The sequence below is a fragment of the Peribacillus suis genome (assembly GCF_059384845.1).
The window spans coordinates 174,630-200,483 of sequence record NZ_CM182019.1 but is presented as its reverse complement, the minus strand read 5'-3'; the positions used below and the strand labels follow the sequence as shown (position 1 = coordinate 200,483).

Annotated in this window: 23 protein-coding genes; 6 read left to right on the top strand and 17 right to left on the bottom strand. The window is 41.3% G+C overall.

Annotated elements, in window-relative coordinates:
• Positions 1–179 precede the first annotated feature (179 nt).
• The 6 genes from AC503W_RS01120 to AC503W_RS01095 all read right to left on the bottom strand — a co-directional run bounded on the left by AC503W_RS01120 (position 180) and on the right by AC503W_RS01095 (position 6,283).
• On the bottom strand, positions 180–1,253 hold the full coding sequence (locus AC503W_RS01120) for an ABC transporter substrate-binding protein (RefSeq protein WP_402875589.1): 1,074 nt from the start codon (positions 1,251–1,253) through the stop codon (positions 180–182).
• The gene (locus AC503W_RS01115) at positions 1,250–2,053 is read right to left on the bottom strand and encodes an ABC transporter permease (RefSeq protein WP_402875588.1); all 804 of its coding nucleotides are present in this window, start codon (positions 2,051–2,053) and stop codon (positions 1,250–1,252) included. Before AC503W_RS01115 ends, AC503W_RS01120 begins: the two co-directional genes overlap by 4 nt.
• A 1-nt stretch (position 2,054) precedes the next feature.
• A complete protein-coding gene (locus tag AC503W_RS01110; RefSeq protein WP_402875586.1) occupies positions 2,055–2,858 on the bottom strand; it encodes an ABC transporter permease in 804 nt (267 codons plus the stop codon).
• Complete coding sequence (locus AC503W_RS01105) at positions 2,848–3,957, bottom strand: ABC transporter ATP-binding protein (protein ID WP_427688891.1); 1,110 nt, start codon at positions 3,955–3,957, stop codon at positions 2,848–2,850. Before AC503W_RS01105 ends, AC503W_RS01110 begins: the two co-directional genes overlap by 11 nt.
• Before the next feature lie 72 nt (positions 3,958–4,029).
• Positions 4,030–4,572 carry a helix-turn-helix domain-containing protein gene (locus tag AC503W_RS01100; protein ID WP_402875580.1) on the bottom strand — a complete coding sequence of 181 codons (543 nt, stop codon included), beginning with the start codon at positions 4,570–4,572 and terminating at the stop codon, positions 4,030–4,032.
• A 328-nt stretch (positions 4,573–4,900) separates the two neighbouring features.
• Entirely contained in the window at positions 4,901–6,283 is a 1,383-nt protein-coding gene (locus tag AC503W_RS01095) for a protoporphyrinogen oxidase (protein WP_402991377.1), read from the bottom strand.
• Positions 6,284–6,678: 395 nt separating this feature from the next.
• On the opposite strand from AC503W_RS01095, the gene AC503W_RS01090 reads away from it, so the two are divergent.
• Positions 6,679–8,430 carry an IS1182 family transposase gene (locus AC503W_RS01090; protein ID WP_494917240.1) on the top strand — a complete coding sequence of 584 codons (1,752 nt, stop codon included), beginning with the start codon at positions 6,679–6,681 and terminating at the stop codon, positions 8,428–8,430.
• Between the two features lie 6 nt (positions 8,431–8,436).
• Here AC503W_RS01090 and AC503W_RS01085 read toward each other — a convergent pair whose 3' ends face one another.
• Together AC503W_RS01085 and AC503W_RS01080 are read right to left on the bottom strand one after the other, a co-directional pair.
• Positions 8,437–10,470: a Na+/H+ antiporter gene (locus AC503W_RS01085; RefSeq protein ID WP_402875650.1), complete on the bottom strand. Its 2,034-nt coding sequence runs from the start codon at positions 10,468–10,470 to the stop codon at positions 8,437–8,439.
• Between the two features lie 647 nt (positions 10,471–11,117).
• A complete protein-coding gene (locus AC503W_RS01080) occupies positions 11,118–12,014 on the bottom strand; it encodes a diacylglycerol/lipid kinase family protein (RefSeq protein ID WP_427592086.1) in 897 nt (298 codons plus the stop codon).
• A 431-nt stretch (positions 12,015–12,445) separates the two neighbouring features.
• On the opposite strand from AC503W_RS01080, the gene yhfH (AC503W_RS01075) reads away from it, so the two are divergent.
• From yhfH (AC503W_RS01075) to yhfH (AC503W_RS01055), 5 genes are read left to right on the top strand one after another with little or no spacing between them, the layout of a single operon-like run.
• Positions 12,446–12,580 carry a protein YhfH gene (gene yhfH, locus AC503W_RS01075; RefSeq protein ID WP_402875574.1) on the top strand — a complete coding sequence of 45 codons (135 nt, stop codon included), beginning with the start codon at positions 12,446–12,448 and terminating at the stop codon, positions 12,578–12,580.
• 46 nt (positions 12,581–12,626) lie between these two features.
• Complete coding sequence (yhfH, locus tag AC503W_RS01070; protein WP_403125202.1) at positions 12,627–12,767, top strand: protein YhfH; 141 nt, start codon at positions 12,627–12,629, stop codon at positions 12,765–12,767.
• A 22-nt stretch (positions 12,768–12,789) separates the two neighbouring features.
• Positions 12,790–12,930 carry a protein YhfH gene (gene yhfH, locus AC503W_RS01065; protein WP_402959253.1) on the top strand — a complete coding sequence of 47 codons (141 nt, stop codon included), beginning with the start codon at positions 12,790–12,792 and terminating at the stop codon, positions 12,928–12,930.
• Positions 12,931–12,956: 26 nt separating this feature from the next.
• Positions 12,957–13,097 (top strand): protein YhfH, encoded by a 141-nt coding sequence (gene yhfH / locus AC503W_RS01060; RefSeq protein ID WP_402959255.1) that lies wholly within the window; start codon positions 12,957–12,959, stop codon positions 13,095–13,097.
• Between the two features lie 27 nt (positions 13,098–13,124).
• Positions 13,125–13,262, top strand: a complete 138-nt coding sequence (gene yhfH, locus AC503W_RS01055) for a protein YhfH (RefSeq protein ID WP_427688894.1) — start codon at positions 13,125–13,127, stop codon at positions 13,260–13,262.
• 154 nt (positions 13,263–13,416) lie between these two features.
• Here yhfH (AC503W_RS01055) and AC503W_RS01050 read toward each other — a convergent pair whose 3' ends face one another.
• The 9 genes from AC503W_RS01050 to AC503W_RS01010 form a co-directional block, all read right to left on the bottom strand.
• Entirely contained in the window at positions 13,417–15,048 is a 1,632-nt protein-coding gene (locus AC503W_RS01050) for a PucR family transcriptional regulator (RefSeq protein ID WP_427688896.1), read from the bottom strand.
• 259 nt (positions 15,049–15,307) lie between these two features.
• The gene (locus AC503W_RS01045; protein WP_402875565.1) at positions 15,308–15,523 is read right to left on the bottom strand and encodes a hypothetical protein; all 216 of its coding nucleotides are present in this window, start codon (positions 15,521–15,523) and stop codon (positions 15,308–15,310) included.
• Positions 15,524–15,536: 13 nt separating this feature from the next.
• A complete protein-coding gene (locus AC503W_RS01040; protein ID WP_402875563.1) occupies positions 15,537–17,021 on the bottom strand; it encodes an NCS1 family transporter in 1,485 nt (494 codons plus the stop codon).
• A 44-nt stretch (positions 17,022–17,065) separates the two neighbouring features.
• Positions 17,066–18,484 (bottom strand): dihydropyrimidinase, encoded by a 1,419-nt coding sequence (gene hydA / locus AC503W_RS01035; RefSeq protein ID WP_402875561.1) that lies wholly within the window; start codon positions 18,482–18,484, stop codon positions 17,066–17,068.
• 14 nt (positions 18,485–18,498) lie between these two features.
• Positions 18,499–19,785: an NAD-dependent dihydropyrimidine dehydrogenase subunit PreA gene (gene preA, locus AC503W_RS01030; protein WP_402875559.1), complete on the bottom strand. Its 1,287-nt coding sequence runs from the start codon at positions 19,783–19,785 to the stop codon at positions 18,499–18,501.
• Between the two features lie 26 nt (positions 19,786–19,811).
• Positions 19,812–21,170: an NAD(P)-dependent oxidoreductase gene (locus AC503W_RS01025; RefSeq protein WP_402875649.1), complete on the bottom strand. Its 1,359-nt coding sequence runs from the start codon at positions 21,168–21,170 to the stop codon at positions 19,812–19,814.
• Between the two features lie 558 nt (positions 21,171–21,728).
• Positions 21,729–22,991 carry a GTPase HflX gene (gene hflX, locus AC503W_RS01020; protein ID WP_403125198.1) on the bottom strand — a complete coding sequence of 421 codons (1,263 nt, stop codon included), beginning with the start codon at positions 22,989–22,991 and terminating at the stop codon, positions 21,729–21,731.
• 331 nt (positions 22,992–23,322) lie between these two features.
• The gene (locus tag AC503W_RS01015) at positions 23,323–25,443 is read right to left on the bottom strand and encodes a heavy metal translocating P-type ATPase (protein WP_427688898.1); all 2,121 of its coding nucleotides are present in this window, start codon (positions 25,441–25,443) and stop codon (positions 23,323–23,325) included.
• Positions 25,436–25,798 carry an ArsR/SmtB family transcription factor gene (locus AC503W_RS01010; RefSeq protein WP_402875647.1) on the bottom strand — a complete coding sequence of 121 codons (363 nt, stop codon included), beginning with the start codon at positions 25,796–25,798 and terminating at the stop codon, positions 25,436–25,438. Before AC503W_RS01010 ends, AC503W_RS01015 begins: the two co-directional genes overlap by 8 nt.
• Positions 25,799–25,854 lie beyond the last annotated feature (56 nt).

Sequence of the window (25,854 nt, the reverse complement as noted above, 5' to 3'; positions counted from 1 at the left end):
AGAATATCTTAAGATTCCTCTTCACTCTGCTCTTAATGATTATACTAACATAATTTTTTCTCCACCGACATTTTAGAGTATCAAAGGAAACCGGCTTATCCAGTGGGCGACTTATCTACTATGCAAAAAAAAGCCTGGTCCGAGAAGGAGGACAACACCTTCTCAAACCAGGCTTCCATTTATTTGCGATGCATTTTAAATTCTAGAAAAAGGTCGTTATAACGGGCCAGATTTTTCTTTCCGATGTTTTCGTACACTTCTAGTTTATCAGTCAGTTCAGGAGATGGATAGAACCTCTCATCCTTCACTACTTCTTCCGGTAAATACTTCAAGGCTGCTTTATTCGGAGTGGAATAGCTTACATATTCCGCATTCTGTGCAGCCACTTCGGGATCTAACATGAAATTAATAAACTGATGGGCCGCATTCACGTTTTTCGTTGTTTTTGGGATGACCATATTATCGAACCATAAGTTCGATCCCTCTTTGGGCACCACATATTCAAGGGCTTCGTTTTCCGCCATGATTTCGGAGGCCACTCCTGACCAGACGATTCCAATAGCTGCTTCCTGCGTTTCCAGGAGCATGCGGCTCTCATCTCCAACAATCGCTTTTACATTTGGAGTAAGGCTATCAAGCTTCGTTTTCGCTTCTTGAAGGTGTTTTTCATTCGTATCATTTAGGGAATAATTCAACGAGTTTAGACCCATGCCGATTATTTCACGAGCACCATCCGTCAAAAGGATTTGATTTTTCAAATCTTTATCCCATAAGTCTTCCCAGCTTGTTATTTCTTTTCCCCCAAGCATCTTGGAATTATAAACAACCCCAACGGTACCCCAGAAGTAAGGGACCGAAAACTTGTTTTCCGGGTCGAAAGGTAAATCGATAAATCGCTCATCGATGTTTTTCAAATTTGGAAGTTTGGAATGATCCAGTGGAATCAACAGATTTTCTTTACGCATTTTATCAATCATATATTCGGACGGAATAGCCACGTCATAGGTGGTACCGCCCTGTTCAATCTTTGTCATCATTGCTTCATTCGAATCGAATGTCTCGTAAATGACCTTGATCCCGGTTTCTTCCTCGAATCGGTCAATCAAATCCGTATCGATATAGTCTCCCCAATTATAAATGGTCAGTGTATCGCTACTTGTAAATCCCTGCGATGAGTTCAACTTCGATGTCACATACAACAGCAAGGCAGAGGTGATTGAAATGACTAGGAACATTTGGACAATCTTCTTCATCTTTTCCCCCCCATTCCTGTATGCTTGACTCGCTGCGTAACAAAGTAATAGACAACGACCAATATTAGTGTGACAAAGAATAGCAAGGTCGATAACGCATTAATATTCAAGGAAATCCCACGGCGGGCCAATGAATAAATTTCCACTGATAAAGTAGAGAATCCATTACCCGTTACAAAGAACGTAACCGCAAAATCATCCAGTGAATAAGTCAATGCCATAAAGAAACCGGCAAAAATACCCGGTGAAATATAAGGCAGAATGACTTTCGACATTACATTCCATCGGCTCGCCCCTAAGTCTCGGGCTGCATCAATCAAGGTAGGGCTCATTTCTTGAAGCTTTGGAAGCACCAGTAACACAACAATTGGAATGCTAAAAGCGATATGTGATAGCAGTACCGAGTAGAACCCAAGCTTGATGCCAGCCATTGTGAAAAGAATCAAAAAGGAAGCACCAATAATGACATCTGGACTTACAATCAGGACGTTATTCAGGGATAAGAATGAATTCCTCATTTGGCTGTTTGTAAAAGAACGGATCCCAATGGCACCGATGACGCCGATAATCGTGGCGATTAGCGCCGACAATAAGGCAATCACAAGCGTATTTAAAACAATGATCAACAGCCTTGTATCCTGGAAAAGCTCCTTATACCAATCCAGCGTGAAACTCTCGAAGTCATACATCGTTCCACCGCTGTTAAACGAATAAAAGACTAAAAAGAAAATCGGCGCATAGAGTACCAGAAAAATCAGGACAAGGAAGACCCTCGATAACGGCGATAGTTTTTTTCTCAATTTACACACCCTGCTTTCGGTTACCCGTTACGAACATAATCAGGAACATAATAATGATTAAAAAGACGGCAATGGTAGAACCCATTCCCCAATCCTGGGTCACCAAGAAATGCTGTTCAATTGCAGTTCCGAGCGTAGTGACCCGATTTCCAGCAATTAGCCTTGTCAGCATGAACAGTGAAAGGGCTGGGATGAAAACAACCTGGCAGCCGGTTTTAACGCCATCGATCGTTAACGGGAATATCACGCGTCGGAAAGTCATCCAACGTGATGCGCCTAAATCATTAGCCGCATCTACAAGAGTCGGATTCATTTCGTCCAACGCATTGAATATTGGTAAAATCATGAATGGAATAAAAATATAAACGGAAACGAATATGAAACTGAAATCAGTAAAGAGTATCTGTTGTTTTCCGATTCCTATCGCTTCCAAAAAGGCATTCGTCATGCCATATGTGCCGAATATGCCAAGGAACGCATAGGCTTTTAATAACAGATTGATCCATGATGGCACAATGACCAGCAGCAGCCAAAGTTGCTTGTGTTTGGTCTTGGTCAGAAGATACGCTGTTGGATACGCTACTAATAGCGAGATCGCTGTAATTAAAAAGGCATACCAAAACGAACTGAGTGTCATCTTCAAATAAACGGGAGTGAAGAACTTTTGATAGTTAATTAACGACAGATTGCCTTCGATATCGAAAAAGGAATAATACAGAACCAGTAGTATCGGCGCAATGACGAAAAATGCAATCCATAAGATATAAGGGATAAAGTAAATATTTCTAGAAAACTTATTTTTCATGGCTTTCTCCACCATGGTACGCTTCTAAACGCTTATCGAACTCTTCCTCTGTTTCTCCCAAACGCATGACGTGTATGGCCTCTGGGTCAAAATATAGACCGATTTCATCCCCGACGGTCACCTTTTTCGTCGACTGGACTAGCCATTCATTTCCATCATGGTCATAACAGCTGATTTCATAGTGCACTCCACGAAATAACTGAGAGTCCACCCGAACTTGCAGTTTCCCTCGATCGACTGAAGTAATCTCTAAGTCTTCAGGTCGGATGACAATTTCCACGGCTTCATTACGATTCAATCCTTGGTCCACACATTCGAATTGTCTCCCTACAAACTCGACAAGGTAATCTTCAATCATTTTTCCTTTTACGATATTGGATTCGCCAATAAAGTCGGCAACAAAGCGATTCAGAGGTTCATCATAAATATCAATAGGCGTTCCGCTTTGTTGGATTTTCCCTTTATTAAGGACGAAAATTTCGTCTGACATCGCTAGCGCTTCTTCTTGGTCATGAGTGACGAAGATAAAAGTAATGCCAAGTCTTTGTTGCAATTCCCGCAATTCATACTGCATTTCGGTACGCAGTTTTAAATCCAGGGCTGATAATGGTTCATCTAGAAGAATGACTTCCGGTTCATTCACAATCGCCCGTGCAATCGCTACCCTCTGACGCTGACCGCCTGACATCTCCCTGATTTCGCGTTTTTCATAGCCATCCAAATTCACGAAACTTAGGGCTTCTTTCACCTTAACCTCGACGTCGGCGTTCTTCATTTTTTTTATCCGAAGTCCAAATGCCACATTCTCAAACACATTCAAATGTGGAAATAGGGCATAATCTTGAAAAACCGTGTTGACCTGACGTTTATTAGCCGGAACATTGTTGATTTTTTCACCTTCAAAATAAATATCACCTTTTGAAGCTTCCGTGAACCCTGCTATCAATCGTAGGATGGTCGTCTTACCACAACCCGATGGACCCAGTAGTGTATAAAACTTCCCTCTTTCAATTTCAAAACTGACATTTTCCAGAACAACTGTATCGTCATCGAATTGCTTCGTAACATTTTCAAACCGTATAATCTTTTCATTTGCCATAGAGACTTCCCTCTTTCCATTGAACCGCATGTTCTACTTTTCAAATAGACAAGCGTTTGCAATCACTAAATTCTATAAATATGATTCCGTCACCACCAGCAGTAATTCGGATGCTCCATCAAAATCATTGATGATTTGATGTTCATCGGATGCATGAAAGTAAATGGATTCCCCAGCTTTTACAAAATAGGTATGTGTACCAAGCTTCACAATCACCCTGCCACTCAATACATATCCAAAGGTTTCTGACAACGAGGGTTCAAACTGCTTGAACTCCCCTTTTTCCTGAAGTGTCAGCCGAATCGGTTCCATTTCTTTTTCATTGGATTCTGGTACAAGCCACTGAATCTGATAACCGCGCTCTTCATCAATGAAAAAGGTTTGCGTTTCTTCCTCATACACTACCTTTTGAACTTGCTCCTCTTCATCAAAGAAGTCTTTTGGAGTGCAGCCAAGTACTTCAAGGATATTAAAAAAAGTCTCTATTGAAGGTGAACTTAAATCTCTTTCCAACTGCGAGATATACCCTTTACTTAAATCCGTTCTCTCTCCCAGCTCTTCCTGAGTCAATCCTTTTTTTAAACGGAGATTTTTAATCTTTTTGCCAATATGCATAGTATTACCTCAATCCGTTTAGGAATAGTAAACTTACAGTCAATAAAGTTTTGTATTAGTAAACTTTAAGTTTAATTCAATTTTAATTTAACGGTCTTTATTATACAGGAATTAAGTAAAAGTTCAACGGTAATGCAAGGAAAAAATCCCGTTACGATGAGATGGCTAGATAGTCCGCCAACAACTGGGAAAAAGGAAGGCTGACTCTTGTATCCTTACCAGTATTTAATCAATCGTTTAATGAAAGTTTACCCGTTTAGATGCCCAATCCATTCTGCCGAAAGATGTGCATAATAAAAGGACCGCCATTTTCGGCAGTCCTTTTTCATCATAATCTGGCCGCAATCTCCTGGGCCCTTTTCTCTCCATCCGTAATACAATCAGGGATCCCTACCCCATAATATGAGCAACCTGCAAGAAGTACATTCGGATAGTTCGCTTTCATTTTCTGCTCTAGGGATTGAACAATGTAAGGGTGTTGAATGTGGTAATTCGGCATGTTGTCCTGCCACTTCGTAACTTCGCTTGATACAGGACACTCAGAAATATCCAAGCTTTTTTTAATATCCCCTAATGCCACTTGTATTAATTCTTGCTTCGATAATGACTGTAACCGATCATAATCAGGGTTGGAGCTTTTATAAAAGAGCCGGACTAGCAACTGGCTATTTTCTGAAGTATGCTCCCATTTTCTACTTGTCCAGGTACAGGCATTGCATATCAAATCACTATTTTCTCCGACAATGAATCCTGTTCCATCAGGCAGTGTACTGTCGGGGATATCGAATCCGAGGTATATACTGATCATCGAACTATTAAGCAATCCTGCAAAGTCCTGGTCCAGTTCAGTGTCACCCAATAGTTTTTGCGTAGTCGTATGCGGCGTACTTAAGACAATGAAATCCGTCTCGATGGTTTCTCCATTTACTAAGGTAACCGAATAGCGCTCTTCATTTTTCCTTATTCTATCAACCGGATTCCCTTTCAAAATGTCCACACAATCGAGAAGTTCTTCCAACCGTTCAACCAACATCGATAAACCATTCTTAAACGAAAGGAACTTTTTGTTCCCCTTGCTCCTGTATTTATCCTTATTCTCCGATAAGCCGCGGATGATGCTTCCATATTCATTTTTATAATTCAGCATCTCCGGTAATGTCTTGGCAATGGTCAGGTCATTTAACTTACCTGAATAAACGCCAGACAAAACTGGAGAAATCTGCTTCTGAACGAGTTCCTTACCCAGAAAGCTTTCCAGAAATAAACCGATTGAATCATTCTTCGTAAACGTCTCGTTTTTTGTGTAAAAATCTCTTAATGCGTCCACCTTACCCTGTGGAGAAATGAGTTCGGTTTTTGCCAAGGACTCCAGGCTCATCGGAATACCGAATAGAGCGTCTTCAGGTATTTTCTTCAGTTTCCCGTCCGTATGGATGAATGATGTTCCTGTGGCATTGTAGACCACATCATCTTCAAGACCCAATTCTTTGATAAATGGTTTTACATGTTGTTTTCTGGCAACAATCGAATCCGCACCCGCCTCCATCTTAAAAGCACCGTCATGAATCGTATTGATTTTACCGCCTAATGTATCATTTCCTTCTATCAGGATTAATCTTGCGGGAAGGTTATCCGCTTTCACGACCTTCTGTAAATGATACATGGTCGACAACCCTGTAATTCCTCCGCCAATGACTACAACTGTTTTCATATTTCCACACCTCTATTAGCATACTTATCAATAAACAAAGTGTACCATAAGGCAGAAGGGAAATTAAAACAGCCACGAATTCAACATGGACTTTTGAACCGGCTGTAACATTTCAGACAAATTCCAATCACTTAGTAGATGGTGTGCGAATGTTCCTTATCGATATCCCCCTAGCTTTGTTTTATCTTTTCCTTTTCTCTACGGTTGAAACTCCTCCAAGCGCACGAAAAGGGGCTGTCCCAAAAGTCAGGAATATGACTTTTAGGGCAACCCCTTTTTTTTATAAATTTATGCACAAAAAAATCGCCCTTTTTAGTAAAATGAAGTTACCAGACAACATTTAGAAAGGACGATTTTTTATGAGCAATCCAAAGATTACTACAGAAAATTATAACATGGAACAAACTTTACTACCACTCTGCATACATGAGGAAACTGTCGTTCCCCAAAAACGAAATGTCACACCTACTTTTATTCCCTATGATAATCAACAAACAACTGTGATTTTTGATATTCAGGATCTGATTCCAGCTTACCACGTCGCGCGTGTAATCGATCAAATGATTGAATCAGTAGAAGATAAAGTCTTTTTCGAGCACTATAATGGTGGCGGACGTAGCTCTTACCATCCCAAAATGATGACGAAAGTCATTTTGTATGCCTATTCTCAAAAAGTCTATTCCTGTCGTGAAATCGCCAAACTGGTTGAAGAAAATATCCCAACAATGTGGCTGGCTGCCTTGCAGAAACCGGATTATCGAACGATTAATCGATTTCGTACACAACAAATGGAAAAGCTCCTTCCGAAGCTATTTGAAGAAATGATCCATCAACTAATAGAAGAAAAGCACATCACAATGGAGAACTATTTCCTAGACGGAACAAAAATTGAAGCAAGTGCAAACAAGTATTCATTTGTGTGGAAAAAGGCGACGACCAAATTTGAGGCGAAGCTACAAGAAAAAATTGAAGAAACGTACCAACAGATTCAGACCATTACAAATGAAGAAGGGCATGAACTGTCTGCTCAAGACGAAACGTCCTTTTTAACGGCAGAGGAAAAACTAACTCAAATAGAAAAAGCATTAGTGAAAAAAGTTGAAAAAGAAACGAATGGTATCCAGCTTGAAGAAGATGTCCAGGTACGAAAAGAAAAACGACGGGAACTCAGTCCGGTTAAGAAACTATTGAAATTAGTGCGTGAAGACTTAGGTCCACGATTAGTAAAATATAAACAACAAAACGCTCTATTTGGCGATCGAAATAGTTATTCTAAAACTGATACGGATGCGACATTTATGCGAATGAAAGATGATCATATGAATAACGGACAACTAAAACCTGGTTATAATATTCAAATGGCAACGGAAAATCAATTCATTCTTTTTTATACGATACATCAACGTCCAACTGATACACGGTGTTTTAAGCCCCATATAGAGGCACTGAAGAATACATCGCTACCATTCCCGAAAAACGTCATCGCAGATGCCGGCTATGGCAGTGAAGAAAACTACCTCTACTCTTTGGAGGAAGAATTTGAAGCTTTGATTCCTTACAATACTTTTTTAACGGAACAAAAACGGAGCTATAAAAAAGATATTCGTCATGCGAGTAACTGGGCATATGATGAACAAAAGGATGAATACACCTGTCCAAATAACCGTAAGGTTTTATTTAAGCGTTACTCGACCCGTACGGATAAAAATGGATTCACACGTGACTTTAAAATTTATGAATGTGAGGATTGTACGGATTGTCCATTAAAATCGCAATGTACAAAGGCGGCAGGAAATCGCCAAGTGCATGTTAATCCAGTTTATGAAGAACTAAAAGCGAAAGCAAAAGTGAACCTTTGGTCTGAATCGAATGCACAAATTTACGCTCGACGAAAAATCGAGGTAGAGAGTGTTTTTGGTCATATCAAGGGCAATAGGTCGTTCCGTCGCTTTTCGCTTCGGGGCTTAACGAAAGTCCAAACGGAGTTTGGCATCGTAGCCATGGCACATAATTTACTGAAGATAGCTGGCTTGCATCAGCTACTTTCAATGAATAATTATAAAAATAGAAAAACAGGTGGAGAAAAACAACTCGTTTTTCTCCACCTGTTTTATTTTAGGGACTTATTAGACAGCCCCTTTTCCTGAATATGGTCAATGACTGTTTTCGTTGATACTAAGTGCTTCGCGTAAATTGATTTGCTGCCGGATTCTATTGGCAACATCCCTTGGTATTTTTCTTTTTTCAAACATTTCCTGAACGTCGTCACGTTCTGCCTGAATCGCCTTATAAAATAGTTCTCGTTCATAATTGACCATTTTACTAGGTTTACGCCCTTTATTTTCTCTTTTGTATCTCAAAATAAGTAATTTATACTCTTCGATGATCATGGAAGATGTCTCATGGTTTTCAGGTGTAATGCCTGCTTGTATCTCTTGGATAGCCACTTTATACATCCTGATCTTAAGGTCTTTCACCTTTTCTAGTCTCTCCAAATTGATTCTTCTTATTTCTTTTTTATTCGGGAAGAATAGTTTAAACACCTTTAACATCGATCGTCGGAAAAGTGTCAAGGACCTGTAAAAACGGAATTTCATCCGATTAGTGACTGCCCCTTCCATACGTTGGATATATTCCAAGCAAATATAAGCGGATTCCCTATCTACTTTCTCCTCTTTAATGAGTTGGTCCAGGAATTTCCTCTCCGCCTCAAGAGCTTTAAAGCGAAGTTCTTTTTCTTCTTCTCCAATTGTATTTGAACTTTTGCCCTGTTCAACATAGGAAAGCGCATTGATTTTCGTATGGTATCTCGAAATAATGGACATAGCCGCTTCCCGGTTTTCATCCGTCATTTGAGACTCCACAGTTTTAATCGCCGATTGATGTGCATGAATGGTAGCCAATTTTAGCTTATCAGCCTGCTTATCCACCACTTCTTCTTCCTCTGTTCGGGCCACGATAGGAAGGAAGACACTTGCAACGATCAAAGAAAGTAATATGACGCCCGCTGCAATGAAGATGATTAACGAGCGCTCCGGAAATGGACTGCCATCCGCTAATATATAGGGAATCGAAAAAGACCCTGCTAGTGTAACCGCTCCGCGTACTCCGGAAATGGTAATGATTCCTGCCGCCATGAAGTCCGGTTTTTGGACACCGGATTTATACGTCATCCAACCGATTGACCAAGCGGCAGTAATCCAGATGTATCTTAGGATAAATAGGAACAGAGTAATGACTACAATATAGAGAATCACTTGTCCATTATGGAATGCTGGATCTTGGAATATGATCTTGGCCACGCTAGGAATTTGCAGACCTAATAGAACGAATACCAAACCATTTAATACATATAGAATGACAGACCACGTACTCTTGGATACGACCTGCAATTCAACTGTTGGTGATAACTCTCGATCTCGTTCTATGGCATGAACAATTCCCCCTGCCACAACCGCTAAAATGCCTGAAAGGTGGAAATGCTCCACAACGAGGAAAATGATAAAAGGTGTTAGGATTTGGATCAACGTATGCATCGTTACATCTTCCATACCCAATCGGCGAATGATGACACGTAGCCTGATAATAATGAAGGACAAAACAGCCCCACCTACAAATCCCCCAATAGCTATCAAAATAAAACTAAATGTTGCATCGACCAGGGAGAAGACCCCCGTGACAGTAGCCGCAACAGCGAATTTAAAGGCTACCAGACCTGAAGCATCATTCATTAACCCTTCCCCTTCAAGAAGGTGCATGATACTTTTCGGTAACTTAAGCCTACTAGCCAAAGCACTGACCGCGACAACATCCGTAGGAGAAAGGATGGCCGCTAATGCAAATGCAGCAGGCAATGGGATAGAAGGAATCATCCAGTTAATAAGATATCCTCCAGCCCAAACGGTGACGAACACGAGGCCTAAAGCAAGCATGAGAATCGGTGTCCTCAACTTCCATAAGGCTGTACGAGGCACATTTTTACCATCGTTAAATAAAAGCGGTGCTATAAACAGAAGCAAAAAGAGTTCTGTTTCCATTTGTATATGTATACCTAAAGGTAAGAGTGCTATTACGACACCCAGTGCTATTTGAATTAACGGCACCGGTACAAAAGGGACAAAATGATTGATTACATTAGACGCTCCAATTAAGATAAGAAGCGCTAATATAACAAGAAAAAACTCCATACGAACATTCAACTTCCTTTCTTAACTATTTTCATAACTATAAGCGTACCATAATATACCCCCTCCGTTCATTCATTAACTATACTTCCCTTGAATTATGATGAGTTATCGATTTTTTTCACTAAAACCTTTTGAGCTCTATGATACGTAAGCCCGAAACCCTTTCCTCTTCTGGCTATACGCTATGTTCTGAATGGGCAACCTTTAGACACTAAGACCTCCTCCCTCAAGATAGATTAAAGAAATAAAAATGATTGAACGGACACTTTTGAAAATAGAAGGGGCAAGCACTACGGACATAGAATAGATGTTTGATTTTTGTACTATGTCTGAAAAGTGCAAGCCAAAAGTAGAAATGTGTTAAAGAAGCCCATGAACTTAAAAAGATGGTCGCCGAAACGTTTCAAAGAATAAACAACTACTCAAAAGTATCGATTGAAATCGCACGAGGTCATCTAACGAACCTTATATAGAAGGAAATGATCCATGACCCGACGATCCACAGGTTCAAAAGGCAGTAGTGGCCTGGCACAAATACCTCACGGATCCCTTTTATGATGTAGGTTAGACATACTAAAAAAAAGCCGTACGGCCAAATTGGTCGAACAGCTTTTAGCTTTTCTAGTATGCGCAATCTATTCATCCCTTCATTCAGGATGCTCCGGTACGAATAAACGCAGGTGCTTATGCAATACGGCTGCCTGAAAAGGCATTTGGACGCCCTTCTCCCCATCAATGTTAACCCCAAGGTCCTCCGAAGTGGAAACGTGAAGCCTAGAGGTCTGAATATATTCGATTTCATCGTGATGCTTAATCTCTCCCCTTAATAAACTTGGAATAATTTTTACAAGGAGTGGAAGAGAAAGATCCTTAATGATAAATATGTGCAACTTCCCGTCATTCACTTCCGCCTCTGGTGCAAGTTGTTCAAAACCACCGACAGAATTTGTCATCGTAGCAAACAGTAAATAAGTCTCACCGGTCCACCTTCCATGATCATGTTCCACAGTTATAGGGAATGGTGTCTTCTTGACTAACGTCTTTGCTCCTTCCAAAAAATAAGATAGTGAGCCAAGACGCGTTTTCTGCTCCACACTCACATTATAGGTAGCCTCTGCAATGGCCCCGACCGCCAATACATTCATGAAATAGCGATTATTGATCTTACCGATATCCGCTTCTTTAACCGCAGATTTTGTGTACATCTCCATTGCTTTGATAGGGTCTAACGGTATATTAAGTGCCCTTGCAAAGTCATTCACTGTTCCGAGTGGGATAATCCCTAATATGGGCCTATGCTCCTGTTCCGCGAGACCATTGACCGTCTCATTTACCGTACCATCTCCCCCCATTGAAATTACGGCATCATATTTCCCTTCACATGCTTCTTTTGCAAACCGCGAAGCATCACCCTCGCCCTTCGTTTTCCGAACCACTACTTGTTCATAAATATCTCCAAGCACCTTTTCCACATTGGGCAAAATTTCTCCTGCTTTTTCTTTTCCAGAGGATGGGTTAATAATGACCATAACTTTTTTAGACATAAGTGACCTCCTGTTATTTATTGCTATTAACAAGTTACCTCTTTACTAAAACACTAAAACCAATTTCCCATTCTTTTGCGAAAATAACCCCACCGATGAGTTAAAATCTTAGAAAACCCTTCGAATCTCACCCCCGTACTAGCAAAAATCCCCTGTACTATTCTGTTATATAAATTAATCTATTTAGTCTTGGCCGCTCCATCCCATCAATCCCACTTTTTAGGAAAACGTAGTAATCAGGTTTAGTTAAAAAGAAAAAAATAATAAAATATATCACAGAAAACCCTTGTTACAATAGGATTCTCCATACTAATTTGGAAATATTTTTAAATTTTCTGTGAAATGCCTATACTTTTTTAACCATCGGGTATATACTGTATTATAACAACAGACAGATATTAAAAACTGTACTACAGAAAGGAGAGTGTGACATGCAAACGAGTCAATTAGAAAACATGAAAGACCAATCATTAGCACAATGTACCGAATGTGGTGAAACCCTTTTTGATGGAACAGAATCTTACTTGATGGAATGCGATCGCTGCCTTTCTAAACGTGAAGAGTGAATAAGTCTTAAAAATAGAAAAGACCTTAATAAAGGAGGAAACCATCATGCAAACTAAAAAATCCATTGAATTTTTCAACAGTATCCCTGCCAAACATTGTCCAGAGTGTGGCGACCATATCGTCGAACACGCTGAATCTTACTTGATGGAATGTGACCGTTGCCTTTCTAAAAGCGAAGACTACTAAACAACTAAAAGGAGGAACAAATATGCAAACTAAAAATCCAATGGAATTCTTCAGAACCCTTCCACCCAAGCAATGCACCGAATGCGGGGAGCAAATCGTGGAACAAGCCGAATCCTACTTGTTGGAATGTGACCGTTGCCTTTCTAAAAGCGAAAACTATTAAAAAACAAGAAGGAGGTACCACCTATCATGCAAACTAAAAATCCAATGGAGTTCTTCAGAACCCTTCCACCCAAGCAATGCACCGAATGCGGGGAGCAAATCGTGGAACAAGCTGAATCCTACTTGATGGAATGTGACCACTGCCTTTCTAAAAGCGAAAACTATTAAAAAAACAATAAGGAGGTACCACCTATCATGCAAACTAAAAATCCAATGGAATTCTTCCGGACCCTTCCACCCAAGCAATGCACCGAATGCGGCGATCAAATTATGGAACAGGCTGAATCCTACCTCGTGGAATGTTACCACTGCCTTTCTAAAAAAGATGAATAATAAGAAAAGCCGCTGACATCAAAAGCTGTAAAGGCCAACTCTTTGATGTCAGCATATTTTTTATAGAACCTTATCCCCTACCTGCGACGAAATTTTTATTCATAATAAAAAGGATGCCTCATAAGACACCCTATTATCATCTGCTTTTTACATTTCAGTTTTCCACAAACCCATCCGCTGTTTTTCCGTTTACCTTCGTCTTGCGAAGTTTCAAATAATCTAAAGCAAAAATCATGAACTCAATGCCGAGTCGTTGTTCAGATTTCATGAAATTGGCACCTAATAGCCTTTCTAACTTTTCAAGGCGGTGGTAAAGTGTTTGTCTTACGATAAATAATTGTTTGGATGTCTCCTGTTTAGATCCATTACAGGCAAGATACGTTTTCAAGGTTGGCATTAACTCCCCGTTATTTCGTCTGTCATACTCAATGACAGGACCTAAATATTCATATACGGTTTCTTCCAAGTTTCCATGTTTGTTAATGAGCGCAATCATTCGATACATATGTAAATCTTGATAAAAATAGCTTCTGCTTTCCTCAGTTAATGTTTCCTGAAGCAACAAGGTCTCACGTGCCGTTTCATAACTCTTGTAAATTTCACTTAACTTTTGAACATATTTCCCAAACCCTATTGAAAGCACATTCATTCGGTTGCGACCCGTAGCATCCATCATTCTGATTCGATCCAGGGCCCCCATCACTCTCTCTTTCCAATCTCCAGGTGAACGGTTATCCCCTAAAATAAAGACCAGATGTTGGTGTACTTCCATAGAGAAAATCTGAAATCCATATTGTTCAAAAACGGATCTAAACAGGATTTTAAAATAAGTCCCTTCTAGTTTAGCAGAACCTTTATTATACCTTGAGTGTTGTTTGCAAATGCATACGATGCCGCCTTCCAATTGCATCTTCGGATCAATATAAGATAGTTGCTCCCGGATGACTTCATCACTATATTCCCCTTCGAGCCAGTTCGTTAGCCATTTGCTCTCTTCAGATATCTTTTTTTCCTCTAAATAGATTTCACGTAATAGATATTGAGCTAAAGCCGTAGCCGTTCGATCCAAGATAAGGGAATCAAAGTCGGTCAATTCTCGATTACTACTATAAATGACCAGTTCCGCATAATTTTCACCAAGGACACGAATCCTTTGTTTCAGAACGAATTTACTTAAATTTTGCTTTTCATATACTTCGGCTAACAATTGCTGGATGAGTTTTTTCTTTATTTTTGGAATACAGGCTATATCATTCTCATTGGGAATAAACATCACCTGAACATTTAAATACGAATGAAGAAATTTTAGAATTGGTTCATAATGGTCAATTTCGAGGAGTTTTTTATTCAACTGCTGTGAGTAGGTTTCTAGGTTGGAGATCATCTGATACTGTTTATTAATGATTAAGGAATGAATGTCCTGAGTAATTTCAACAAAAGGAACTTCCTGATTAAATAAAATGAGGGGAAAGCCTTGCTCGTCTGCAAGGTCTATCGCACTCTGTGGAATGGCCATGGCATGGGTAGCCATCTCTATACAGAGTCCTGCCGCATTACATGTAATGAGCTGATTTAAAAAAGAAAGGAATGTACTATCTGAATCCTTCCACCCCAGACCGGTGGTAAGAATTAGTTCGTTTCCATTTAACAAGTGACTGATTTGGGTGACTTCCAAACAGTGGACCCATTTGACTTGGCGTTTTAACCCACCTTCGCCTCCGACCACATCCGTCCGGTTAAAATGCCTGCGCGTTAGAATTTCCTCAATTGTAATCGACGTATTCATCCATCCACCATCCTTTTATAGCTATAAAACCTATTATAAACGGACTGTCTGTAAATCTCCAGATACTGGACATAATAACTAACGTCAAAATTATACAAAATTTTCAGTTATTTTTGTAGAAATCATGCTATGCATTTCATTCCTAGTAGTTTCCCTCTTCATATTCTTACTATCTATTCATAAATGAACATAAAAAATGACCTATTCAACTGAAAATAGGCCAGCTTAACAGCTTTACATCCTTAGGGGATACATGTTTTTAATTTAGTTTTTTAAAAAGCAATGTTGAGAAATATTTTCTGCCTTCTGGAGTCTTGATATTCAACTGCTTCCATTCCTGCTTCGTTCCTTCAATCAATTCGAAATCAAGGAAAGCGCCACTTAAGTTTTCAGAAACCCGGGTGATTCTGTACCCTCGTTCAAGTAAAAAATCAATTTGTTCCCTTTCTAAGCGATACTCTTGGTATTCAGACATGTCCCACTCCTCCTTATTTAACGTTTTCCCCGCCTAAAGGCATATTCAGTACCTCTTCTTCGTCAACCATTCTCTTTCCGATATCCCAATCCTTGCCGACGGAGATTCCTAAATATTTCTCATCGCTCGGATCTATAATCTCTGCCTGTTCGTACTTCTTGAACCACCAATATTTAGCCAGTACATAATAGGTTGCACTTCCGAGTATAAAACCGACTATAAATGAGTAATTGGAAAAAATCGTTGCCCCGCTTCCACCAATGATCCAGGCAATGATTCCCGCCCAATTTACACCGTTTTTATACTTATATTGCCCTTCACTTTCATATAGTTCTGGTACATTGACACGGCGCTTACGAAGAAAGTAATAATCAGCCACCAAAATACCCACAATGGAGGCTAAAATCCCACCGACAATTAACAAAACCTCAATGATGATACCGAAAAGGCTCCATGGCTGAACAACGATTCCAATGATTCCCGCAACCACAACTCCCGACCAAAACGGCATTCTTGGTCCCATTACATTCGAGAAGATGGTTGCTGCCGGAATAACATTAGCCGAAGTATTCGTTGACCACTGAGCAAAAACGATCATTAGTAATAGAACACCAAGGGTAATGCCACTGGCTGACCCCTGTATAGCAACAACAGGATCATAATTGGAAACGGCCATGTAAGAAACGGCTCCGATAATAACCATGAAGGTTTGGGTAATAGGATAGGTAATAACGTTCCCTATAATCTGCCCTTTATTGCGTTTGAACCAGTTCTTCTCATTTTTTGGTGCCTCTATAAAACGGGAAAGTGTCGGCATATCCGCGGTCAACGTTCCCCAAAACCCCATATTCGACATGATGACGACCATGAAAGCTGTTACAGCCGCCCCTCCGGTTGCCGGACTCTCAATCCATGACCAGACTTCCCTACCTTGTGCGACTGCTTGGTCAGAAAGCGTAAAATACATCCAGCCGGAAATCAAGATGATAACTGGGGCTGCCAAATCGGCAAACCGTTCGATTGACTTGATTCCCATGGCTGTATTGACTAATTGCAAAATGGCAAAAACCAAAAAGCAGATAAACCAATTATTAAAGTTAAAAAGAGTGGCAAAGATAGCGTTCATCGCAGTAGCACCGAAATAAGTGTTCAATCCAAACCAGCAAGAGGCAACAAACGCCCTGACAAGTGAAGGGATATGAGTGCCAATCGTTCCGAAAGGCGCCCTCATGTATACAGGAAATGAAATTCCATGTTCAACGCCTATATCCCCTGTCATTGTCATCAAGAAGCCAAGAACTACGCAGGCGATTACTGTCGCAAGTACGACCCAACCAAGCGATAGGCTTTGGACCCCATTCCCTCCAATGGCAAAGGCGGCCAATACGACAGCCATCCCCACCCAGATGAAGCCAAATCCTACTGCGCTAATGTTCTTCTCTCTATGCGGTATAGGCAGCAAATCGGGAGACTTTAAATAATCCTTATTTTCGCTCATCCATAAAATCCCCCTTTAATTTGCTTTAAATATCCATGATAACTTTAGACCGGAAGCTTATTCTCTGAAACCGACTCAAGCGACGTATTATACTTAGCCCGCTTCAAGAACTGCCCTTTACCAGCCTCCCCTACAAACTGTTTATCACGAATGACGAACTGACCACGAGATAAGACAGAAACGGGTTCACCTGTAATTTCCAGTCCTTCAAAAGCATTGTAATCTACAGCCATATGATGGGTTTCAGCGGAAATGGTCCGCTCCACTTTCGGGTCGAAGATAACAAGGTCGGCATCCGATCCAACTGCAATCGTTCCTTTTTGTGGAAATAAACCAAACAACTTGGCTACTCTTGTAGAAGTAATATCGACAAACTGATTCAGGGTGATGCGGTCTTTTTTGACTCCCTCTGAATAAAGGATACTCATTCGGTCTTCAATAGTCGGTCCACCGTTCGGAATCTTGGTAAAGTCGTCCCGACCCAAGTCCTTTTGTCCTTTAAAGTCAAAGGAACACTGATCAGAGCCTATGGTTTGCAGCTGGCCTGTCTTTAAAGCATTCCATAGCACATCCTGATCCTTCTTCTTCCTCAATGGTGGCGACCATACGTATTTGGCTCCTTCAAAATTGGGCTTTTCGAGATAGCTTTGATCCAGCACCAGATATTGAGGACATGTTTCTCCCCAGATATCGACGCCCTTATTTCTTGCTTCAGTAATCTTCTCAACCGCATCTTCGCAAGTGACATGAACGACGTAAAGCTGTCCATTCGCCATTTCCGTCAACTTCGCTGCTCTTCCGGTCGCTTCTCCTTCAAGCTCAGGAGGTCTAGTTAAGGCATGATAAATTGGATCGGTCTGTCCCTTTGCGAGTGCCTGCTTTGTTAAATAATCGATGACATCGCCATTTTCTGCGTGGACCATGACAAGGGCACCAAGTTCTTTCGCCTGCAGCAAAGTCCGATAAAGCGTTGCATCATCTGCTTGAAAAACATTTTTGTATGCCATGAACACTTTAAAGGAAGAAATCCCTTCTTCATCAATGATGCTTGGCAGTTCAGCCAGAACTTCATCATTGATTTCACTGATCATGAGATGAAAGCTATAATCGATGGCGGCTTTGCCGTCCGCTTTCTTGTGCCATGTTTCAATGGCATTCTTTAAAGGCTCCCCCTTTTCCGTTAAGCAGAAATCGATGACAGTCGTCGTGCCCCCATATGCGGCTGCAATCGTTCCCGTTTCATAATCGTCCTTCGTGGTCGTCCCACCAAACGGCATATCTAGATGGGTATGTGGGTCTATACCCCCTGGGAATATTAGTGCGCCCTTGGCATCAATGATTTCAGCTCCCTCGGCTGATAGGTCTTTACCAATCATTGTAATGACTTCATTTTCAATCAAAATATCTGCTTGGTACGTATCTGCAGCCGTTGCTATAGTGCCGTTCTTAATAATTTTTTTCATAATTTACCCCTCCATTATTTTACGAAATCCACACGTTCATTACCGATGTTGCCTAGCAAACCTTGACGCTCATTCCAAGTCATAGGGGCTAGATCGCTGGCCATTTCAATCATGTCAATCGCTCCATCGACCGGACACACGATTGAACAAAGGTTACAGCCGACGCAATCTTCTTCACGCACCCGTAAAAATGAGTTGCCTGAAGTGTCCTTTAACATATCAATACATTGGTGGGAAGTATCTTCACAGGCTATATGGCATTTATTGCAGTTGATGCACACATCATTATTGATGCGGGCCACGACTTTATAATTCAAATCCAGATTTCCCCAGTCAGAGTAGCGCGATACGGACTTACCGACAATGTCCATTACAGAAGCAATCCCTTTTTCATCAAGGTAATTGGATAATCCATCAATCATGTCTTCGACGATCCGGAAACCATGATGCATAGCGGCTGTACAAATCTGTACGCCAGTCGACCCCATCAATAAAAACTCGACCGTATCCTGCCAGTTAGAAATCCCCCCAATACCGGATATCGGGACATTAATCCCTGGGTTCCTTGCGCATTCAGCCACCATATTCAAGGCTATGGGCTTCACTGCAGGACCACAGTACCCGCCATGGGCCCCTTTTCCGCCAACATGGGGGATTGTATTCCAGGAGTGAATATCCACCCCTGCAAGGCTATTGATCGTATTGATCATACTAATTGCATCCGCACCGCCTCTTACGGCTGCTTCTGCCGTAACCGTGATGTCCGTAATATTTGGGGTCAGCTTGACGATGACAGGTTTCGAGGCCGCTTCCTTCGCCCAATATGTTTGCTTTTCCACCAGTTCAGGTACCTGCCCTGAAGCAGCCCCCATCCCTCTTTCGGCCATGCCATGCGGACATCCAAAATTCAGCTCGTAACCATCAACGCCTACATCCTCTATCCGTTTGATAATTTCATGCCACTTTTCCTGTTGTGGCTCGACCATTACGGACGCTATGATTGCGTGATTGGGAAACTTCTTTTTCGTTTCATATATCTCTTTAAGATTCACTTCAAGAGGTCGATCCGTAATTAGTTCAATATTATTGAATCCAGCAACTCTTTGGCCGTTAAACCCAACGGCTGCAAAGCGGGAAGAAACATTTAGGATTGGATCCCCAAGCGTCTTCCAAACAGCTCCTCCCCATCCGGCTTCAAAAGCCCTCTGCACTTGATAACCCGAATTAGTTGGTGGTGCCGAAGCAAGCCAAAAGGGGTTAGGAGATTTGATACCTGCAAGATTAATTGATAAATCAGCCATTGATACGCCTCCTAGTTATTGTTTTATTAAGCTATATCTTCTGTCTTGCTCATTAACACTCCGTCAATTTCATAGGCTGTCATTTTCCCTTGCTGGGCAGCGGAAACGACCATAGCCTCTCCTTGGCCCTTCCCAAATATGACATCGCCACAGGCGAACACTTTTTCATTCGACGTCTTATAGGAGTCTCCAGTTAAGGTAACGACACCTCCATCGTGATCGATGTTAAATTGTTCAAGTAGACCAACATAACGTGATTGACCAATCGCACGAATCACACCATCGGCCGGAAGGATGAACTCAGAGCCTGCAATTGGAACCGGTCGTCTGCGACCATCTTCCCCTGCCTCACTCAGTTCCATCTTCACACATTCAATGCCTGTTACCTGGCCCTTTTCATCGGCAACGATTCTTGAAGGATTCGTCAGCCAATGGAATCGGACACCTTCCTGTTTGGCAAACTCATATTCAAAATCATACGCCGTCATTTCCGCCTGGGTCCGACGATAAATGATACCAGCCTCTTCAGCACCAAGACGGACCGAGCAGGTTGCAGCATCGATTGCTGTATTTCCAGCTCCAATGACCATCAGCTTCTTCCCAACGAACTTATCGGTGATATCCTCCGTTTTCGTTGCTTTTACGAAATCGATTGCATCGTAGACTTCAGCCAAGTCCTCCCCTTCAATCCCAAGCTTTGGTACATCTGACATACCAATTGCCAAAACAACGGCATCATAGTCCTTAATCAGTTGGTTAGCAGAGATATCCACCCCAACCCTTGAATTCGTTCGGATCTCGACATCAAGGTTCTTTACTTGATCGACTTCCCAATAGGAGATGTGCTGAGGTAATCGGAAAGACACTATTCCGTAAGTGTTTAATCCGCCAGGGTTCTTTTCTGCTTCGAAGATGGTTACGCTGTAGCCAAGCAAGGCCAATTCCCTTGCTGCAGACAAGCCCGCAGGACCACTGCCGACAATGGCAACCGTTTTGCCATTCTTCTTGCCAGCCTTGAATAGAGCTTGTTTATTTTGAATGGCCCAATCTGTGGAATAACGCTGGAGATCGCCAATAGGAATTGGCTTTGTAGAATGATTTAGAACACATGCCCCTTCACATAACTCTTCTGTCGGACATACCCGCGCACAACTGGCACCGACTGGATTAGCCGTCATGATCGTTTTGGCCGACCCTTTTAGATTTCCTGATGCGATTTTTTTTATAAAGGTCGGGATGTCTATCCCTGTGGGGCAGGCCTGGATACAAGGAGCATCATAACAGTATAAACATCGATTAGATTCTTCCAGTGCCTCTCTTGGGGTTAAGCCCCTCTCTGCCTCCTGAAAGTTTCTCTTCAAATCGTCTTTTAACGAGCTTGTCATATCCATCTACTATTCTCCTTCCAAAAAATTATTGTGGAAAATAAAAAAGGAGGAATTGCCTATAGTCAATGAACTAGCAATATCCTATCCCTACTTTTGATGATTTATGGCTGTAGCACTGTCATTTTTATCTTACAGGTTACATTTAAAAAATCACCATTAGCCCCCTACTTATTCATGAATCTCAAAATTAAATGAATATTCTTTATTTTATAATGATAGATAGGGAGTTACATTATACAAAGTGTAAAATAATGCGGACAACTTAATGTGCACTATGTCATGTTTCTTTACAAAAACTGATAAAAAAAGTCAACGTCCTACACTTCTCGCTACATTCTCGACATCATTCCTAAGTTCTTAGTAAGGGAATATCAAACAATCTACTTATCAACAGGTTGTCCACAAAAAAAAACCTTGAAAACTTTTTCAAGGCTTTTTGAAAGTTATCCACAAGTTATACACAACTAAACGATATATGTATAACTTGTGGATTCATGGTTACGGAAATCTTTCAAAACATTCTATTTAAATTCAGTTCAGTGCCTGGAAAAAACATCAGGATTTTTCAATCACGTAGTTATGATATTTTTCATAATCGGTCTTCTTGCATTCAAGCTTTAGCTTGGTCCCATTTTCCTCATATTCCGTTTCCGTTATATGGCCATTATCATTGAAGTAAGATACTAGTTTTCCCTGGTCATATGGAATCAGCATTTCACAATGAATATAGTCCATGAATACATGGCTACGGATCTGATCAATCAATTCCTTAAGGCCTACCTTCTCTCTGGCCGCCATATAAACGGAATCACGGTTAACCTTTGGAATGTCCATATCGGTCAAATCCGCTTTATTATAAGCAAATATGGTCGGTATCTCTTTGATGCCAATATCTTGTAAAGTCTTTTCGGTAATCTCTATCTGTTGTTCATAATTAGGATTGGAATAGTCCACAACATGGATTAATAAATCTGCTTCCACTACTTCTTCAAGGGTAGACCGGAATGCCTTTACCAGATGGTGTGGTAGTTTAGACACGAACCCGACTGTATCTGTGAGTAAAAACTCCTTGTTATCTGGCAAGGGAATGTTTCTAACGGACGTCTCAAGTGTAGCGAAGAGCATATCCTTCTCGAGTACCTGCTTCTCGGATGTCGGTTGGAACATCTCCATCAATGCGTTCATGATGGATGATTTCCCGGCATTCGTATACCCGACTAATGACACAACAGGGATGGCATTCTTTTTCCGTTGTTTCCTCTGTGTTTGACGGTGTGCTACAAGTTCCTCCAATTCCTTATTCAAAACACTGATGTTTTCCTCAATCCGCCTACGGTCAAGTTCAAGCTGCTTTTCCCCAGCACCCTTGTTCGTTCCCACTCCTCCACTTTGTCGACCTAACGATTCTCTTAAGCCGATAAGGCGTGGAAGCATATATTGAAGTTTTGCCACTTCTACCTGGAGCTGTGCTTCCTTCGTTTTCGCCCGTTGTGCGAAGATGTCCAGGATCAAGATGGAACGGTCGATCACCTTGCAATCCATATCCCGCTCCAAATTACGAAGTTGTGAGGGGGATAATTGATCATTGAAGATAACGACATTTGCCTCTTTATATTCAACTAGCGCCTTTACTTCCTCAATTTTACCTGTACCGATGAAATGTGAGGAAGTGACACGATGTAGATTCTGTGTGATCGTTCCAACCACTTCTACCTCACAGGCTTCGGTTAAATTGGCGAGCTCCTCCATCGAATATTCAAAATCCTTTTGACCGTTCAGATTGACTCCAACTAATATTGCCTTTTGATGTAATTCCATCTTTCAAATCCCTTCCTTTAATACCTTTGATCTATTCAACAACCGTACCTAACGATGGCATGCATTCCTTTAAAAGTCAGCCAAATTGTAGCATACTACCTATCCTGTTCATAGTTTTAACCTGGCTATGCATTCAATATATCCTAATGTCCCTTAAAATAACAAAGTCCGGGAACTAACATCCGTTGGTGGTTCTAATTCTTAATGATGGATTGTGGCCTAACAATTCCAAAGAATAATGGAGGCACTTTTCCAGAGTTTCACATGAAACGTTTAGATATAGCAAAGGGCTTCTGGATTCCCTTCAAGAAATCCAGAAGCCCTTTATCTATTATTCTTTTATTCTGAGCAACCTCAGACTATTCAAGGTCACGAGTAACGTCGCACCCATATCCGCAAAAATCGCCATCCAAAGTGTCAGCCAGCCCGGTGCAATCAACAATAAGGCCAATAATTTAATCGCTAATGAAAACGTAATGTTCTGCTTAATGATTTGTAATGTCTTCCTGCTTAATGAGATGGTGTAGGGCAATTTCGATAAATCATCACCCATTAGAGCGATATCGGCTGTTTCAAGGGCCGTATCCGTACCCGCTCCCCCCATTGCAATTCCTACAGTGGAAGCGGCTAAAGCAGGGGCATCATTAACACCATCGCCAACCATGGCCACTCGGTTATACTTCTGTTTCCATTGTTTGATGAAGAATAGCTTATCCTGCGGTAATAATTCTGCTTGAATTTCATGAACGCCCGCCGCTGTTCCAATCACATTCGCTGTCCCGATATTATCACCGGTCAGCATGATTGTTTTTTCAATCCCTAAAGCATGTAATTTACTGATAGCTTCCTTACTGCTTTCTCTTATTTCATCCGCAACGGCAACTAGGGCTAGAATATTAGTTTGATTACCGAGAACTATAACTGTCTTTCCTTCATTCTGATAGTTATTGATCAGATGTTGAGCCTTTTCAGAAATGGTTAACCCCACTTCATCAAAGAGTTGTGGTTTTCCAATATAATAGACTGCCTGATTGATTGTTCCTTTTAACCCTTTGCCTGTCAATGCAGAAAAATCATCTACCATCAGAGAACGATAGTCTATATCCTGCAGATCCGCTTTCTGAAGAATGGCCGTGGACAATGGATGTTGCGAGCGGCTTTCTAAAGCAGCCGCTATTTTCAAAGCATCCCGTTCGCTCATTTCATCCACTATTACGGAAAAGATAGTCACTTCAGGTATTCCCTTTGTTAATGTTCCCGTTTTATCAAATGCAATCGCCTTCAAAGCTCCAGCTTCCTCCAGATGGATTCCACCTTTAATCAGAACACCGTTTTTCGCTGCATTTCCGATAGCTGTAACAATGGCAATGGGTGTGGATATGACCAAGGCACATGGACAGCCGACAACTAACACAGTCAATCCGCGATAAATCCATTCACTCCATTCTCCGCCCAGCATCATTGGTGGAATGGTTGCAAGTGCCAAAGCAATCAGCATGATTGCCGGTGTATAGAATTTTGCAAATTTATCAACGAACGCTTGGGAAGGGGCTTTTTCCGCTTGTGCCTCTTCTACAAGATGAATAATCTTTGCAATCGTCGTATCCTCAACCCTTTTCGTGACTTCCACTTCCAAAAGACCTTCGCCGTTCAACGTACCAGCAAACACTTCTCCTTCGACCGTTTTAAATAGTGGCACCGATTCACCAGTAATGGCCGCCTGATTCAGTGTGGATGCACCTTTTATGATCCTTCCGTCCATCGCAAGCTTCTGGCCCGGTTTGACAATCATGGTGTCTCCCACCTCGATTGCATCGACAGCCAACATCATTTCATGATGGCCCCTCCTGATCAGTGCCTCTTTAGGGGCAATATTCATAAGGGACTCAATGGAATTTCGAGCTTTATCCATCGAATACTTTTCAAGCGCTTCACTTATAGCAAATAGAATGACGACAGTGGCTGCCTCGCCCCATTCGCCAAGTATAGCCGCTCCAATAATTGCGACCGTCATTAGCGTATGCATATCAAAACGAAGTCTTACGAGATTTTTCAACCCATTGATGAATAAGGAGTATCCACCAACTAAAATGGAAGTGGCATAACCCAGAACCGGCAAAAGACTACCCTCGCCATATTGATGTTCCAAAATCCAACTGATAAAAAGGAGGATAGCCGAAAGAAAAACCTTAATGTTTTCTTTTTGCTTCCAAATTGGTTCTTTTATTGTCACCTGCTCTTGTTCAGTACGAATTTTCAGGTTATCAAAGGCTCCAGCCTTCTCAATTTCTTCAATCGAAGCACTTCCTGAAATAGAAATCTTCGAAGCCCCGAAGTTGATTTTTGCCTCCTTCACACCTTCAAGTTCCCGGACATTGTTTTCAAATTTGGCTGCACAGTTCGTACAGGACAGCCCTTGAATCCGATAAGTCTTTAATTGGGAATCAGCCATTGACCCTCACCTCCCGCTGATGTGCTATCGCTATAAGGATTAATTGTTTTATATGATCATCGTCTAAAGAGTAAAAGGCTAACTTTCCCTCTTTTCTGTATTTCACAATTGCATGTTTATATAGAGTACGGAGATGATGAGAAGTTGTTGCCATTGACGCCCCAATGATATTTGCCAAATCACATACACATAACTCTTCATCCTCACAAAGTGCATACGAGATTTTCACCCTGTTTTCATCACCGATTACTTTAAACAACTTTGACATACTTGAGATATCTACCTGACCGATTTCCTTTTGGATACGGTTCACCTTTTCTTGATCATGCAGATGAACTTCACACATATCCTTCATCTCATCCATCTTCTCACATCCATTCATTCAAACCTACGTTTGATTATAATATACCA